Origin of the sequence: Sphingopyxis selenitireducens, assembly GCF_051550705.1 — a bacterium.
GTDB lineage: Bacteria > Pseudomonadota > Alphaproteobacteria > Sphingomonadales > Sphingomonadaceae > Sphingopyxis.
Map to the genome: position 1 here is coordinate 293,647 of NZ_JBPULG010000001.1, position 16,198 is coordinate 309,844.

Genomic DNA, 16,198 nt, shown 5'->3' on the forward strand with positions numbered 1-16,198 from the left:
GCGCTTGTTTCTCCTGTCAGAATGTCATGGCGGTGCGATGGCCCTCGGCCGTCGCGGTGAGCACGCTCCGCGGGGCCCAGGCGTCGCCGATCGCGTGAACCTCGATGCCCGCTGCCTTCAACGGTCCGGCGAGCGCATCATTGGGGATGCGCGCGGTGGCATAGGTAAAGAGGGCAACGTCGGTGATCACCTGTTCCGCGCCATTATAGATGTTCGCGCAAGCGACCTCCGCTTCCTCGAACCGCGAGGATGGCAGCGGCCGCACCGAGCTGACGATCTCGATACCCTTGCGGTAAAGCCGGGCATAAATGCCCTGCCGCGTCACCACCGCCTCGTCGCTCGCGATGCGTTCGCGCTCGGTAAGGATCACGACGCGCTCGAAACGGTCGCAGAGCAGTTCGGCGGCGGCATAGGTGAAAGCACCGCCATCGGCATCGTGGATCACCGCAGTGCCGGGCTGCCGCACCGACAGCCGCGTCATCTGCTCCATCGCCTCGCGCAGGTCGGGGAAGAAGCCCTCGCCGCGATATTCCGCAGGCAGATAGTCCGGCCACGCCGGGGTCGCCCCGGTCGCCAGCACGACATGATCGGGCGCGAGCGCCAATATGTCTTCCAGCGTCGCCTGCCGGCCCCAGTGAAAATCGACCCCGCCGCGCTCGCCGCTGAGCCGCTGATAGTCATAAATGCTGCTAAGATTCTCGCCGCCGGGCAACAGCGCATGCAACCGCGCCTTGCCGCCGGGTTCGTCCGACGCGCCGAAAAGAGTGACGCGATGCCCGCGCGCAGCGGCGACCCACGCCGCCTCCATTCCCGCAACGCCCGCGCCGACCACGACGACATGTTTGGGCGTCGCGGCGGGCGACGGGCGCCAGTCGGCCTCGTCGCTTTCGCCGACACGTGGATTATTGTCGCAGCGCAGTCCGCGCCCAGTGGTGATCATGTGCCAGCAGGTATTGCACGAAACACAGTAACGTATCTGCGCCTCGCGTCCCTCCTGCGCCTTCACCCCCCACGCCGCATCGGTCACGAGCGGGCGCCCGAGCATCACCAGATCGGCAAGACCGTCGCGCACGATCCGTTCGCCCTCATTGGGATCGGTGATCAGGCCCAGCGCCCCCAGTGGCACCCCCGGCGCCGCTTTACCGAGCGCCGCAATCCGATCGAGATAGGGTGTGCGCGGTCCGTGAAGATCGGGAAGATGCTCGTACAGCGTCGTTCCGTGCGAGCCCCAGCAATAGGTGAGATAGTCGAAGCCACCCGCAGCATGGAGGTGGCGCGTAATCTGCTCGGCCTCGGCGAGATCGATGCCATCTGCCATACCGTCCTCGGCCGGCAGCTTCAGCCCGATGATGAAATCGGCGCCGCATTCTGCACGGAGCGCCGCGATCAGATCGGCCAGCAGCCGCGCCCGCCCGGCAAGGTCCCCGCCATATTCATCCTCGCGCCGGTTCGATCGGCGCGAGAGAAATTGATGGAATAAATGGCCGTGCCCGGCCGAAATCTCGACCCCTGCAAATCCGGCGGTCGCGATCCGCGCCGCCGACGCGGCAAACTCGTCGATCATCCGCCGCACATCGTCGGACGATAGCACGTGCGGAACCGTCCAGCTCAGATCGTCGGGAAGCGCCGATGGCCCGACGGCGGCATCGTTGCGAAAACCGGCGCGAAAGCCGCGGCCATTATCCTGAATCTGGCCCAGCATCAGCCCGCCCGCCGCCGCGACGGCGTCGGCCCAGCGCGCGAGCGCGTCGGCATTGATATCGCTGTGCACCGCCGGGCGCGTCGGCGCATTCTGCCGCCGCAGCATCGCCATCGGTTCGGTCACCAGCATCGCGGCGCCGCCGCGGGCGCGGTTCACATAATAGTCGATGAGCCGATCGGTAACGCGCCCCTGATCGGCAAAATGCGTCGACATCGATGCATGGACAATGCGATTTCGAAGGTCGCGCTGTCCGATACGGATGGGAGAAAAAAGATGGGGATAGGCCGTCATCTCAGCCAGGTTTGTGCATACGCATGACGCGCTGGAAATAGGCGTCGCGCCATGCCGTCCGCTCGGCCTCGACCGCCGCGTCGGCGCGATAAGCCTCGATCTCGGCGCGCGAGACGCTACCCTTGGCGTCCAGCAGGCGTTCTACCGTATCCATCCGTTCGCGCAGCACCGACACTTCCGTCATCAGTTCGAGGAAGAAGGTCATCATCTGGTCGATCGCGGGATCGTCGAAAAATTGCGGACGCTTTCCCTTGCTGACCCGGGGGAGTTTGACGTCCTTTGGATCTTCAACCTTGCTCATGCCATTCACCTTTGTTGGCTCTGCTCGCCGAGCGGGCGATCGCCCTTCCCGGCTCCCGTGAAAGAAAGCGCGATCATGTCACGCTTTCTTTCCTGATCCTATCACCAGACCGGTTCGCTGCCCGGCTTCTTCGTGGCGGCTTCGGACGATGCGCCCGCTTCCAGCCGCATCGTCAGATCCTTGATGAAGAGCGATTCATAATAGTTGGTGGCATCGCTGGCCGCCGCCGCCAAAATCTGCTGCATCTGCGGCACCGACGCCATATTCTTGCAGCCCTTGAAACGCCCGTTCAACCGCTCGCGCACATAGTTGACGCGCGCGGCCTGACGTCCGGCCAGCGCCGACTTCTGCCAATAGGCTTCGGTCAGGCACAGGTCCTTCGGCGCACCGTCGCGCTGATAGTTGATGAAGACGCCATAAACGAACTGCGCCTGCCGATAGCCGTCATCGGCCGCACCTTTCATGGCCTGCAGGCTTTCCTCGCGCTCGCCGCTGTAGAACAGCATGCGCGCCAGCTGATAGCGGACGCGCAGATTGCCCGGATCGGCGGCAGCAGCTGTACGGCACAGGCCGATCGCGGCCGGCAGGTCGATCTGGGCCTTCACATGGCCCGGCCCGACCTTGTCCGGATCGTCGGGATGCGCGGCGACCGCATCGCACGCCGCAACGGCGGCCGCCCCTTGCGGGACGGCCTCCATCGCTGTTCCGACACCAGCCCCCAGCGTGACAGCCCCTGCGACCGCCAGCACCCGAAGCGCATTCCTCAAAGCATCGGAACCGTTCATGCGATCGTCCCTTCGATCAGAAGTTATAGCCGAGCGTAATACCGACCTGACGCTTGCGCGCGAGCGGATACTGGAAGCCGCGCTCCTGGTTTGTCGTGCCGGGGACATTGTTCTGCGCCGGATTGGGGTTCACGACTTGCGGCACGTTCAGATTGAGCTGATCGACCCAGCGGATGACTGTCGAGGGTGCCCGGTTGTTGGTCACATTGTCGACGAACACCGAGAACTTCCAATTCTTGGCCTGAAGGCCCGCGCGCAGATTCAGCAGAATCTTGTCGCCGGTTTCCGCCAGATTATAAATCTGGTCGAACTTGCTTTCATTGAAAGACAGGTCGCCGCGCAAGCTGAAGTCGATCGTTTTCGATACCGGGCGCACATATTCGGCAAAGGCCGAAACCTGGTTGCGCGACACGTTAGGGACCAGATTGCCCGCGACCGACGGATCGCCGAACAGGTTTCCGGCCTCCGCATCGTCGAACTTCACAAACTTCGCGTCGTTCAACGAATAGCTGATGCCAGCGCTGAATTCCGGCGACAACTTCGCCTGCATTTCGATCTCGACGCCTTTGACTTCGGTTTCACCGGCGTTGATGATGTACGAACGGCTGCTGCCATCGGGGAAGATATAGGCCGAGCTCAGCTGCTGCTTGCTCCAGTCGACATAGAAGGCCGCAACATTGAGCAGCAGCGCGCCGTCAAGGAACCGGTTCTTCGAACCGATTTCATAGTTCCAGCTGGTCTCTTCTTCGGCGAACTGCACTTCGACGGGGAAACGCGGATCGGAGTTGAACGCGCCCGGCTTGTTGCCCTTGGCCAGCGTCGCATAGACCATCGAATCGTCCGACAGCTTATAGTCCATCGTGAAACGCGGGGTGGTCGACTTGAACTTGCGCTCGGCCAGCACATCGGTTGCGCTTTTGTAGTTTCCGATGCGGTCTTCTGCGTAACGCACTTCGACCGAGGCACTCAGACGATCGGTGATCGACGCGTTCAAGGCACCAAAGAAAGCGATGTTGTCGGTCCGGTCGATACCCGAATCGATCGTCGGTGCGGTGACGTCGAAATGCCGCTCTTCCAGCGCACGGCGGCGCTGATAATAGAATGCGCCAACCATCACGTCGAAGGTGTCGAGGAATTTGGGCGACTGAACGCGCAGTTCCGACGACCATTCCTCACGCTTGCCGACTTCGTTGCGCATCACATTGCCCGAACGCACGCCGTCGGCGACCGGACGCACAAAGCCCGGCGCATTCGGAACTGTCGTCCGTCCGAACGCCGTCGCGCCCTGATAGGTCGAGTCATGACCGAATTCGGTCTTGGTGTTGAAATAGCCACTGTTCGAGGTGATCGTGAAATCGCCCGCTTCATAGACCATGCTGAGGAAAGCGCGATAGCTGTCGCGGCGCAGGCCGACCGTGTCGCCCAGCCCTTCCAGATCGAGCGTCGTTTCATCATAGCGCTTGACGACACCGCAATAATATTGGCGCGCCGACTGCAGGTAGCAATTATTCTGGAACCGGTCCTGCGTCACGATCGCGGGATGGCCGTCGCGGTCGCGGATATAACCGCCGCTCAGCGTCGCGGTGAAGTTGCTCGTCGGACGGAATTCGAGCGACCCGTTGAGGTTGAAGCTCTTTTCATTGCCAACTTTACGGCCATCGAGCGAGTTGCGGTACATGCCACCAAACTCATAGTGGCGCGCGTGCGCCATATAATAGAGCTTGTCCTCGATGATCGGGCCACGCGACAGAAGGTTGAGTTCATAGTCGCCATATTGGGCGACCCGCGCGGTGATCGCATTCTCCGGGGTGTTCCCGCCCTTTTTGGTGACCAGGTTGATCGCACCGGCAAAGGTCGAACGGCCATAAAGTGCCGCCTGCGGCCCCTTGATCACTTCCACGCGCTCGACGAGGTCGAACGGGAAGGACAGGATCGATTCCGAAAAAGGAATGCCGTCGACGAACACCTGCGCATTGGGTTCGCCCAGCACATTGCCCATGCCGCGGATCACCGGACGGCTTGCGCCGCCCTGGGTGCCATAGCGATTGGCGCGTTCGAGCGAGAGGCCGGGCGTAAAATCGCCAACGGCCGAAAGATCGCGAACGCCGCGTTCGGCGATATCATCCGCCGTCATGGCCGAAACGGCAATCGGCACATCCTGGAGACGCTCTTCGCGCTTACGTGCGGTGACGACGATTTCGCCGGGATCGGCTTGGTCCAAGACCTCTGCATCGGCCGTGATTTCCGCCGCATAGGCCGTCTGCGATGCTTCGACCGCGAGCAGGCTCAAGCCGCCAACCAGTCCCAATTTAATTGCTTTCATTGATTCGCTTTCCCTCTTCCTTTGCCCCGCACGATCGGCAGAGCCATCCCGTTCAATCCTGGAATCGTCCAAATTGTTATAATTGACATACAAATCAACGCATAGACCAAACTCTCCCCGGGAGCGCCGAACATCGGTCCGAGCCCTCCTGCGAGAAAGCCAGCATATGCTTTATTTGACCTAGATGTATAACATATGTGTCATCGAGTCACGCCCTGTTTTCGTCCGTTTTCCGGGAGGGCGGTGGTGTGACAAATCCGCAACAATTCACCCCGCATAGGCGGGTCGCGCCATCGCGCGGTCGAGCCAGCCGGCAAGGTTCGGAAAGGCGGCAAGGTCCACCTTCCCCGGCTTCGCGATCGCCGTTACCGCGGCGACGTTGATATCGGCCACCGAAAAAGCATCGAACAGCCATTCGCGCCCGTCGAGCGCGGCATCGAGGACAGCGAGGGGCTTTTGCAAGTCGCGTTCAGCCGCATCCGCCACCGCCGCATTCCGCTGATCCTCGGGCCGGATCACGCGCTCCATCAAACAGGTCACGAGCGGTTTTTCGAGTTCTGCTACCGCCCACAATGTCCACTGCCAGATGCGCGCTTCATCCTCAACGGAAGCCGGATATAATGTGCCAGTGCCGTATTTTTTCGCGAGATACAGGCTTTGCGCCAGCGATTCAAAAATCGTCAGATCGCCATCGGTCAGCGCCGGAACCTTGCCGTTGGGATTGATCGCGAGATAAGCAGGCGCCTTGGCCTCTTCGGCGGACAGTTCGACATTTTCCACCGTCAGACCCAGCTCGCGCGCGACCCACAGCGGCCGCCGTGCGCGCGATCCGGGCTTTCCATAGATGGTGATCGTCATGTCATTATCTCCGCAGATTTGGGGAAGGACCGTCAGCCGGCCAGAAATTCAAGGATCGGCGCCGCCCATTCGGGCGTGCGTTCGAAGAGCATCCCGGCGCCCCCGGAAAACTCGGCATATTGCCATTCGGGCCGGCGGCTGACGAGCTTCTGCCCCATCGGAAACAGCCGGTCGGTCTTGCTCGATATCACCAGCGCCGGGCAGATGATGCGGTCGATGTCGGCGTCCAGATCATAGGCCGGGGCCGCGCGATGGCCGTCCTCTTTCCACGGACCATTGGCGAAATAGGCGACGATACCGACATGGATCGTTTCGTCCGTCCACGCCGGATCGGCGACGCCGCGCACCGCCGCCCAGCGATCGGTCAAATGGCTGCCGTCGGGCTTGATCTCCTGAACATCGTTCAGCGTCCCCGAACGCTCGGCCCGCTGCGCCGCATCATAATATGGCATATTGTCGGTCACGAGCGCCGACACCTTTTCCGGAAAGGCCGCCGCCAGCCGCGCTGCGACCAGCGCACCACCATGATGGCCGATGACAGCCGCCGGCCCAAGAGCCAGCCCGTCTATCACAGCCGCCACCGTGGCGGCATAAAGTTCGACGCTGGGCTCGCCATCGGGCGGGCTCGACATGCCGTGGCCGGGCAGATCGGGTACGATAACGCGAAACCCCTTTTCGGCCAGATATGGCATCGCGCGGCGATACTGGATCGACGACCAGGGCGCCTGATGGATCAGAACGACGGCGCGCCCGCTTCCCTGTTCGCGATAATGGACCTGCCCGCACGGGCCATCGACATAGCCGCGCCGCTCGCCGGGAAGAATATTGACCGAAGGCAGCATCGCTATGCCCCGACCAGCAGCAAACGCTGCCCCAGCAGGCGACCGAAGGTCATCGCCGGGGTGACCATCATCCCTCCCGCCGCGGCCTTGCCCATCGTCTGCGAGGATCCGAGCAGTTCGCCCGCCGCATAAAGGCCGGGGATCGGCGTCCCATCCTCGCGGATCACCCGCAAATCATCATCGACCGCCAGCCCGACCGCGCTCGATATCGAACATCCCTGCATTCGGATCGCATAAAAAGGCCCCTTGCCGATCGGCAACGGCGCATGAACCCGCCCGAAGAAGTCATGTCCGGTCGTCACGCCATAGTTGAAGCCGCCAACCGCCCGCCCCAGTCCGTCCGCGTCGATGCCCGCCGCCTCTGCCAGACCATCCAGCGTGTCGGCGCGAGCGAACGCCGGACCGTCGCGATCGAACGCCGCGAGCATATCCTCGCGCGTCCAGTCGATGATCAGCGGCGGCGCCGCATCGAGGATCGCCTGATCGAAGACGATCCAGTAACGCCGCCCCGGCTGGTCGAGCAGCGCCATTTCGCGCGCATCGACGCTTCGTATATCCTCGCGGATGAAACGCTGTCCGTCGGCGTTGACATAAATCTCCCACGGCTCGCGCCGTTCGGGGAAGGTTTCGGGCCGCGCCAGCATGCGCGCGGGAAAGCTGTCGGTGTCGAACAATGTGCCGAAGTTGCAATAGACCTTGTCGAAGCCGCACAGCCAGCCGCCGACCGATTGCCCCAGCCGCAGCCCCGCGCCCCGCGCATGGGGATAGGGCGCGGCGTTATATTGGGGATAGCCACTGAGTTCTTCGAACAATTCGGGCGCGCCGGCATAACCGCCGCTGGTCAGGACGACATGGGGGGCAGAGAAGCGATGCTCCGTGCCCGCAGCATCCTTCGCCGTGACGCCCGTCACCGCGCCATCGGCATCGACCTGCAGCCCGACGACCTCATGCTCCAGTTTGACCGTGATCGCGCCCGATGCCGCAAGGCGTTCGACGATCGGAACGAGCACGTCCTTGACGCTGAGACCGCCCTCCGCGCCCCAATAATAGCGCTTCTCGCGATAGGGTTCGTGTCCGAAACCCGCGACGGGATGATCGGGTATCGGCTCCAGCCCCTGATCCATCAGCCAATCGAACGTCTCGGCGGCATGATCGACGGCGAGACGGACCAGGCCGGGATTGGCCGTCCCCCGGCTGATCCGCATCACATCGTCGAAATGCGCGTCAGGGGTGTCGGAAATTCCCTTATCCTTTTGCAGACGGGTGCCCGCCGCGCTCATCTGTCCGGAGGCAACCCAAAGCGTTCCGCCCAGTTGGGCGGCAACGTCGAGCAACAATATGCGCGCGCCGCGTTCGGCAGCAAAGATCGCAGCGGGCAAGCCAGAGGATCCGCCCCCGACGACGATGATATCCCAGCTTTGCCCGCCCATGCCTCACTCCGCAAATGTTCCATTATTCAGAACAGTGTTTCATATAACGCTAGGCAGCAATCGCCAGCCCGTCAAGCACGAGAATAGCCGAGGGCATTCGCGACGCTTCTGCGCCCGGCGATGGAGGGGGCGGCTTTCGATCGATTGCGGACGTTCTGGTCCTCCCTGTGCCGCAGGCATGGGGAGGTGGCAGCGCCAAGCGCTGACGACCGGCAAACCTCCGATCGAAACGAGAACATTTGGGACTGTAACGATGGTAGCGGAGGAGGGACTTGAACCCCCGACACCCGGATTATGATTCCGGTGCTCTAACCAGCTGAGCTACTCCGCCCCGAAAGGCCGCCGCGTTGGGCGAGCCGCGCCTATAAGCAGGGTCTCGCTCCCGGTCAACACCATCTGCGCGCGCCGCGAAAATTGCGTGTCGATGCGGTTTCCCACGGCCCGCCGCGGTAATGATGGATTGCAAGGCCCGCGATCAAAAGCGGCCGCGGATGGAAATTGCGCGTCAAATCGGCGAGCAACGCCCGAGCCTCCGACCGCGCAACCTTGTTCTGAATCGTGATGTGGAGCCGCGGCACGCCCTGATCCTGCGCCGTGAGCGCGCCGGTGAAATGATCGGCAATATGTTCGCGGATCGCGAGCAGGTCGGGACTGTCGATACGAAAGGCGACGCCGGTGCCGAGCGAATAAATGTCACGGATCGTGGCGACCGGCGGTGGATTGTCGGCGGCGATGCGGCGAAGCAGCCGGTCGAGCTCGTCGAGGCATGATGGCGGCAGTTGGTGAAAAAGCGTGATGTGGGCGCGAAGATGGTTGCGTTCGGGCGGGAAGTGCGCGGCGCGGAGCGCATCGAAATGGCGCTGGTCCGCCGCACCCATCGTCGCGGTCACGATGATGGGCACGGCGCCAGCGGCCTGGACGGGAGGGGGGATGCCCGGGCCTGCTATCTCGAAGCGCCCAGATAGGGTCGCGCCGCGCCCGGGTCCAATGGAGTGCGCCGGTCACACTGATGGGATATCTCGATCACAGCCCGTTCCAGAAGGCGGTCAGGGCCGCCGCGACCTCGGCGGGTCGCTCGGCGATGGCCCAATGCCCTGCTCCTTCGATCACCGCCAGCGGGGTGCCGGTGTTCGCGGCGAAACGCTGCGCAACCGACAGATCGACATAGGGATCGGCCTCGCCCCAGATCAGCGTGCCGTTTTCCGGCAATATGCCAATGTCGCGCGCCCAGTCATGTTCGAAGCTCAGCCCCTTCGCCGAGCGATAGAGGCGAAGGATCGCGCGGCGCTTGTCCTTGTTCGCCCATTGCGCCGCCTCCTCGGCAGCGATGTCGTCGGGCATGCCCTGTCCCGCCAGCCCTTTGGCGAGTGCAGCGGGGCGGCTGATCGCCATGAAGATTTCGCCGAGAATCGGCGTGTTCCAGATCCGCGCGATGCGGTGACCGCGATAATCGGGGTCGATCACCGCATTGGACACGGCCCAGCTGCGGAAGAGATCGGGACGCAGCATCGCGGCGCGCTGCGCGATCAGCGCACCCCAGTCATGACCGACGATGTCGATCGGGCCATGCGCCGCGAACAGCGCCTCCGCCTGCCCCACGGCCCAATCGGCATAAGCCTCCTTCGTCGCGGGAAATCCGGCGGGGAGCGGCCCGGTAAAGCCGGGAAGCGCGGGCACAGCGACGGGCGTGTCGCCGAGATCCAGTGCCGCGAGCAGCGGACGCCAGATTGCGGGACTGTCAGGGACGCCGTGGAGAAACAACTTCGCGGTGGTCATATCGTCCCTCCCCTGTCCGCCGCCCCTGCAAAAGGCAGGTGCAGCGTCGTTCCTTATTCCATCTCGCCCCGTTCGCGCCGCAGCTGATACCATTTCTGCACATTGGCATTATGCTCGGCCAGCGTGCGGGCGAAGATATGGCCGCCGTCGCCCTTGGCGACGAAGAACAGATAATCATTGGGCTCGGGATCGAGCACCGCGGCGATCGACGCCTTGCCGGGATTGGCGATCGGCCCCTTGGGCAGGCCGATCATGCTGTATGTGTTATAGCCGTTCACCGCCTGAATTTCGCTGCGCAGGATGCGGCGGCCGAGCGGCTTGCCCTTGGTGATCGGATAAATGATCGTCGGATCGGCCTGGAGCCGCATGCCGACCGCGAGGCGATTGGTATAGACGCCGGCGACGGTGCGGCGTTCTGCGGGAACGCCGGTTTCCTTTTCGACGATCGAGGCGAGCGTGATCGCTTCGTTGCGGTCCTTGACCGCAGTGCGCGGGCTGCGCTTGGCCCAGAGTTCAGCGAACGCCTTGTCCATCGCGGTTTGCATGCGCTTGACGACGGCCGCGCGGCTCTCGCCGGTGGTGAAGGCATAGGTGTCGGGGAGGACGCTGCCCTCGGCAGGCACGTCGACTTTTCCGGTCAGGCGTTTTTCGGCCATCAGCCGGTCCCAGACCATGATCGACGGCATCCCTTCGGGGACCATCACGAAACGCTGGACTGTCTTGCCCGATTGCAGCAGTTCGAGGATATCGCCTGCATCCATGCCGGCCTTGATCTCATATTCGCCGGGCTTGATCGGATCGTCGCCGCCGAAGAAACGAACCTCGTTACGGAAGCTGGAGGCCGAGACGACGCCCGCCTCCTCCAGTATCTGCCCCGCCTTCGCGATGCTCGCGCCCTGCGGGATGACGACGACCGTGTCCTCGGGCGCGCCGCCCGAGCAGGCGGCGAGCAGAAGAGCAAACATCGTCATCATCAACCAGCGGAACGGATGCACGAAAATCTCCCAAACGGCGCAAAAGTGACAAAAGTTACAGACGCGCATGCCAAAAGCCGCCGTAGGCCGAAGCCCGACGACAGGGTGATAGAGCATGGCGGCACGATGTAGGAAAGAGAGTTTTCAATCCTCCCTGTTGCGAAGCAATGGGGAGGTGGCAGTCCCGCGGGACTGACGGAGGAGCGCAACGTCGGCGCCCCTCCACTACCGCTTCGCGGCGGTCCCCCTCCCCATTGCTTCGCAACAGGGAGGATAAATCGCTTAGTCGATCGCTTTGACGATGACGCTGGCGTTGGTGCCGCCAAAGCCGAAGCTGTTGTTGAGCGCGGCCTTCACTTCACGCTTTTTCGCCGTGTGCGGGACGAGGTCGACGCCGTCGGTACCCTCATCGGGATTGTCGAGGTTGAGCGTCGGGGGGACGATCTGATCGCGGATCGCGAGGATGCAGAAGATCGTCTCGACCGCGCCGGCGCCGCCGAGCAGATGGCCGATCGCCGATTTGGTCGAGCTCATCGACACGTCGCCGATCGCATCGCCGAACAGGCGCTTGACCGCGCCGAGTTCGATCGTGTCGGCCATCGTCGAGGTGCCGTGCGCGTTGATATAGTCGATATCGGCGGGGGTCATGCCCGCCTTTTTCAGCGCCATTTCCATCGAACGATAGGCGCCCGAACCTTCGGGGTGCGGCGCGGTGACGTGATAGGCGTCGCCCGACAGGCCGTAACCGACGACTTCGGCGTAAATCTTGGCACCGCGCGCCTTGGCATGTTCATATTCCTCGAGCACGACGACGCCCGCGCCCTCGCCCATGACGAAACCGTCGCGGTCCTTGTCATAGGGGCGGCTCGCCTGTTCGGGGCGGTCGTTATAGCTCATGTTGAGCGCGCGCGCCTGCGCGAAGCCCGCGATGCCGATCGGGCAGATCGTCGCCTCGGCGCCGCCCGCGAGCATGATGTCGGCGTCATCGTCGCGAATCATCCGCGCCGCGTCGCCGATCGAATGCGCACCGGTCGAACAGGCGGTGACGACGGCGTGGTTAGGCCCTTGCAGGCCATATTTGATGCTGACCTGGCCCGAGATCAGGTTGATCAGGCGGCCATGGACGAAGTGCGGCGAAACGCGGCCCGGGCCTTTTTCGGCGAGCAGCAGGCTTTCGCTTTCGATGCCCGGCAGACCGCCGATGCCCGACCCGATCGAGCAGCCGGCGCGCAGCTTGATGGCCTCGGACATATCCTCAAGGCCCGCATCCTCGATCGCCTGACCTGCGGCGTCGATGCCGAAGATGATGAAGGGGTCGACCTGGCGCTGCACCTTGTGATCGACGCGCTTGCCGGGATCGAAACCATATTCATGGTCGGGGCCCTTCACTTCGCAGGCGATCGTGCATTTCTGGTCCGACGCGTCGAAATGGGTGATTGTGCCCGCGCCCGATTTGCTGGCGAGCAGATTGGCCCATGTGGTTTCCACATCGGCGCCAAGCGGCGTCACCAAACCCAATCCCGTCACCACAACCCGGCGCATAATTCGTCCTTTCGTCGGCCATCCGCCACGGCGGCATGGCCCATATATGGTTCGCGCGTACCCAAGAAAAAGGCTTCCCGGTCACAGCGCACAGGCTCTGGACCGGGAAGCCGGAAACGCGTGGGCGGCGTCGCCGCCGCGTCCGGCTGGGCCGGACCGGGCCGCTTTAGCCCTTGTTCGCTTCGATATAGTCGATCGCATCCTTGACGGTGGCGATCTTTTCAGCCGCATCGTCGGGGATTTCGACGCCGAATTCTTCTTCGAACGCCATCACCAGTTCGACGATATCGAGGCTGTCGGCGCCCAGATCATCGATGAAGCTCGCTTCCTCGGTGACCTTGTCTGCTTCGACGCCGAGATGTTCGACGACGATCTTTTTTACCTTTTCGGCCGAATCGCTCATGCACAGTTCCTTTTGCTGACTATGTCGTGAATGTTGAAAAACGCCCTAGAGCGCAGCGGCGAGGCTGGCAAGAGGGCTGGCGACGGGTCGCAAACCTATGTGCCTACCCCCCGGCCCCATCGCGCGGCGCGGCTCGCGCTGGCCCCGGAGCCGCCGGAACGACGCCCGAATCGCGCAGCGCCTCGGCGGCGCGCAGGATGATGACCGGCGTAATCATGAACTGGCGCAGCACTTTTTCCGGCGGCGCATTTGCGGGCTGCTTCGTATATTCGGTCAGCTGCCGCCAAATCTTTCGCGCCCCGGCAAGGTCGCCGGTGCGGGCCAGAACGATCGCGCGCGTCATCAGATATTGCGGCTCCATTTTGCTCGGCGACGGGATCTGGTTGAGAATTTGAGTCGCGCGCTCCTGCTCGCCGCGCTGCGAGAGGACAAAGGCGAGTGCGACCGCGGGAACGCCCGGATAGGAAGCGTCGAGGTCGAGCGACCGTTGCAACAAAAGCTCGCCATCGGCCATCTGGGCGCAAGCGAGTTTGAACAGCCCCAGAAAGCCCGCCATGTCGGCGTCATAGGGATTGAGCGCCACCGCGGCGCCGCCCATCGCATTGCCGCCCGGACAATTGCCGGCGTAAAAATGGGCGCGCGCCATGGCGAACAGCCCGGCCGACGTATCGGGGCCGCTTTCATAAGCGCGTTCGGCGAACAAACGCGCCTCCGCCAACGCCTCGTCGCCCTCGGGCGTGCCCCGCCGGGGTTGCCAGTCACCATAGCGCAGCAGCGACAGCGCGGTCAGCGCGGGCGTGTCGAGCGGCTTGGCAGCGATCGTGGCACGCAGGCAGCGGTCGACCTGCCGTGCCGTCGTAGCGTTGCGCATCTGCCGCATTCGGTTGAACTGCGCGACACAGGGAAAGCCCGGCGCAAAATTATCCGGCTGACGCTGAATCTGGTCGCGCACGATCACGCCATAATCGCCGGCGATCTGGGCGATCGCAGGTTCGATCGCGGCATATGCGGGCATCTGATCGGTGGCCAGTCGAAGTCGCTGGGACCAGATGGTCCGCTGATCCGCGACGCGATTGAGCACCAGCGTGACGTCGACCGGCCCCTCGAGCGTCCGCACCAGCGACGCATCGAGCCGATAGTCGGCGCGCGGCGTGGCGGCGGTGCCGCCCGGCGCCTTGGCGCTGAGCAAATCGACCAGATCGAAACGCCGCAGCCCGTCGCGCAGCTTGCCGTCGAGTGCGCGCGCGAGCGCGCGCGATGGCGGCGTGTCGCCGGCTTCGGGGGCGCTGACCTCGAGGATCGGGCGCGGCACCGGATCGCCGGCAAACAGGCGATTCTGGCCGCCGAGCACCCACCAGCCGATAAAAAGGGCAAGTCCCGCGATGATGATACCAACGACCCAAAGTCCCAACCGGGGCTCCGAAGCGGCCGGAGCAGGCCGTGGCGGCGATGCGGCGCCTGAAACGGAAGCCGCCGCCGCAGGCTCTCTGGCAGCCACATCCTCGGGGCGCCCTTCCGCAGATCGTCCGGGCGGTCCGGTCCGATACTGGACGACGACTTCATAACTTCCCTGCGGCACGCGCAGGCGATGAACCCAGGGGGTATCGGAATAATAGCGATCGAGCAGGCTGCGCAGCCGTCCGACCATCACCCGCGGATAGCTGTCCACGGCGGGATCGAAATCGGCACTGCGCCCGAGCGCTTCGGTCGCGATCGCATAAGCTTTTGGCGAAGCCCGGCCGCCGCGCAGACGATGCTCGACCAAGAACTGAAGCAAGCGCGACAGGACGGGCGAACGAACGAACACCGGCGAGTTCAGCAGCCGCTGAAGCTCCTCGGCAATGATCCGATCGACGTCCCCGCCGTGTTGCGTGTCATTCGCTTTCGCGTCGTCCATGCGACCCCTCAAATGCCCCCTGAACGAGCTGGCTGGTAGATACGCCAATCAAGAAGTACGGCCAGTCATTGTTACCGGCTTGTAACGGTAACAGATGGGTCAGACCCCTTATCAGAAAATCCCGGCCACGCCAATCGGCCCGAAAAAGCGTCGAATAAGGTTAACAAAGAGTTATCAAATGGCGACATGCCGCGACGTGACCCCATGTAACTGCCCGCCCGCCATGGTTTCTGCGACTCTCTCATCGTCGCGGTGTCCCCCCACAGCGCCGCGGTCCGCCCTGAGACTTGTCTCGGTTGGACGGATTGAAGCCGGTGGGCCGAAATGCGCGAGCTGGTCCCTGGCGCTTTTCGAACCTCCCCCGGCTTCATGAACAGTGACTTCGCCGGACGGTATGGCAGCCCCACCTGCCGATCCGTCCGGCAAGTCCGCCACCTCCCAAGCTCTGACTCAAAGCTCCGGTGACGCAAAAGGGCGCCGGCATGGCCGACGCCCTTCCGGGTTTCCCCGCTACGATCGAGGCTTAGCCGGCGACCGGCGCGGCGCCTGCCTTGCACGGACCGGTGTGGGTGCTGGTCATCTGCATGACCATTTCCATATCGCCGCCGGTCGGCACCTTGCCCTTGGTGGTGATCGTCACGTCGGTCTTCTTGGCTTCCATCGTACCGGTCATCGCCATGTCGACGGTCTGACCGTTGGCGGTGCAGGTGCCCGCAACGTCGATCTTGCCGCCAGCAATGTCTTTCTTCGACCATTTGCATTCGCCGCCGCTGCCCGGGCCCTTGGCGAGTTCGGCCGCAATATCTTCCTTTTCGACCTGCTCCTTGGTGAAGCACTGGTCCATGCCGCTGGCGCCTTCCATCATCTTCGCCATGCCATCCTTCATTTCGGCGGGCATACCGGGGACGTCGAACTTCACCAGCTTGACGTCGGTCTTCCAGTTGCCGGCTTCGCGCTTCACAGGGCCGCTGGGCTCGCTCTTGCCACAGCCAGCCACCGCCAACGCCACGCCGAGCGCCGCAACCGTCATAAATTTCTTCATAAAATTCTTCCTCCTGTTGGATGAAATGGAAA

The 16,198-nt window shown here is 63.3% G+C and carries 14 protein-coding genes and 1 tRNA gene; all 15 read right to left on the bottom strand.

Annotated features, from left to right (window positions below):
- Positions 1-16: 16 nt before the first annotated feature.
- Positions 17-1,993: an oxidoreductase gene (locus tag ACSYDV_RS01300; RefSeq protein ID WP_438321934.1), complete on the bottom strand. Its 1,977-nt coding sequence runs from the start codon at positions 1,991-1,993 to the stop codon at positions 17-19.
- A gap of 1 nt (position 1,994) precedes the next feature.
- On the bottom strand, positions 1,995-2,294 hold the full coding sequence (locus tag ACSYDV_RS01305; protein WP_438321935.1) for a hypothetical protein: 300 nt from the start codon (positions 2,292-2,294) through the stop codon (positions 1,995-1,997).
- A 101-nt stretch (positions 2,295-2,395) separates the two neighbouring features.
- On the bottom strand, positions 2,396-3,079 hold the full coding sequence (locus tag ACSYDV_RS01310) for a hypothetical protein (protein ID WP_438321936.1): 684 nt from the start codon (positions 3,077-3,079) through the stop codon (positions 2,396-2,398).
- A gap of 16 nt (positions 3,080-3,095) precedes the next feature.
- Positions 3,096-5,402: a TonB-dependent receptor gene (locus tag ACSYDV_RS01315; RefSeq protein WP_438321937.1), complete on the bottom strand. Its 2,307-nt coding sequence runs from the start codon at positions 5,400-5,402 to the stop codon at positions 3,096-3,098.
- Positions 5,403-5,669: 267 nt separating this feature from the next.
- Positions 5,670-6,260, bottom strand: a complete 591-nt coding sequence (locus ACSYDV_RS01320; protein ID WP_438321938.1) for a glutathione S-transferase family protein — start codon at positions 6,258-6,260, stop codon at positions 5,670-5,672.
- A 32-nt stretch (positions 6,261-6,292) separates the two neighbouring features.
- Positions 6,293-7,102 (bottom strand): alpha/beta fold hydrolase, encoded by an 810-nt coding sequence (locus ACSYDV_RS01325; protein ID WP_438321939.1) that lies wholly within the window; start codon positions 7,100-7,102, stop codon positions 6,293-6,295.
- 2 nt (positions 7,103-7,104) lie between these two features.
- The gene (locus tag ACSYDV_RS01330; RefSeq protein WP_438321940.1) at positions 7,105-8,532 is read right to left on the bottom strand and encodes an FAD-dependent oxidoreductase; all 1,428 of its coding nucleotides are present in this window, start codon (positions 8,530-8,532) and stop codon (positions 7,105-7,107) included.
- Positions 8,533-8,786: 254 nt separating this feature from the next.
- Positions 8,787-8,863 (bottom strand) — tRNA-Met (locus ACSYDV_RS01335).
- Between the two features lie 55 nt (positions 8,864-8,918).
- Complete coding sequence (locus tag ACSYDV_RS01340; protein WP_438322818.1) at positions 8,919-9,410, bottom strand: 2'-5' RNA ligase family protein; 492 nt, start codon at positions 9,408-9,410, stop codon at positions 8,919-8,921.
- 145 nt (positions 9,411-9,555) lie between these two features.
- The gene (locus ACSYDV_RS01345) at positions 9,556-10,308 is read right to left on the bottom strand and encodes an alpha/beta fold hydrolase (protein ID WP_438321941.1); all 753 of its coding nucleotides are present in this window, start codon (positions 10,306-10,308) and stop codon (positions 9,556-9,558) included.
- 53 nt (positions 10,309-10,361) lie between these two features.
- Positions 10,362-11,282 carry an endolytic transglycosylase MltG gene (gene mltG, locus ACSYDV_RS01350; RefSeq protein WP_438322819.1) on the bottom strand — a complete coding sequence of 307 codons (921 nt, stop codon included), beginning with the start codon at positions 11,280-11,282 and terminating at the stop codon, positions 10,362-10,364.
- A 282-nt stretch (positions 11,283-11,564) separates the two neighbouring features.
- Complete coding sequence (gene fabF, locus ACSYDV_RS01355) at positions 11,565-12,824, bottom strand: beta-ketoacyl-ACP synthase II (RefSeq protein ID WP_438321942.1); 1,260 nt, start codon at positions 12,822-12,824, stop codon at positions 11,565-11,567.
- Between the two features lie 166 nt (positions 12,825-12,990).
- Positions 12,991-13,227 carry an acyl carrier protein gene (locus ACSYDV_RS01360; protein WP_003039428.1) on the bottom strand — a complete coding sequence of 79 codons (237 nt, stop codon included), beginning with the start codon at positions 13,225-13,227 and terminating at the stop codon, positions 12,991-12,993.
- Positions 13,228-13,330: 103 nt separating this feature from the next.
- Positions 13,331-15,124, bottom strand: coding sequence for a tetratricopeptide repeat protein (locus ACSYDV_RS01365; RefSeq protein WP_438321943.1), 1,794 nt, complete (start codon positions 15,122-15,124; stop codon positions 13,331-13,333).
- Positions 15,125-15,647: 523 nt separating this feature from the next.
- Positions 15,648-16,166, bottom strand: coding sequence for a DUF3617 domain-containing protein (locus ACSYDV_RS01370; protein WP_438321944.1), 519 nt, complete (start codon positions 16,164-16,166; stop codon positions 15,648-15,650).
- Positions 16,167-16,198 lie beyond the last annotated feature (32 nt).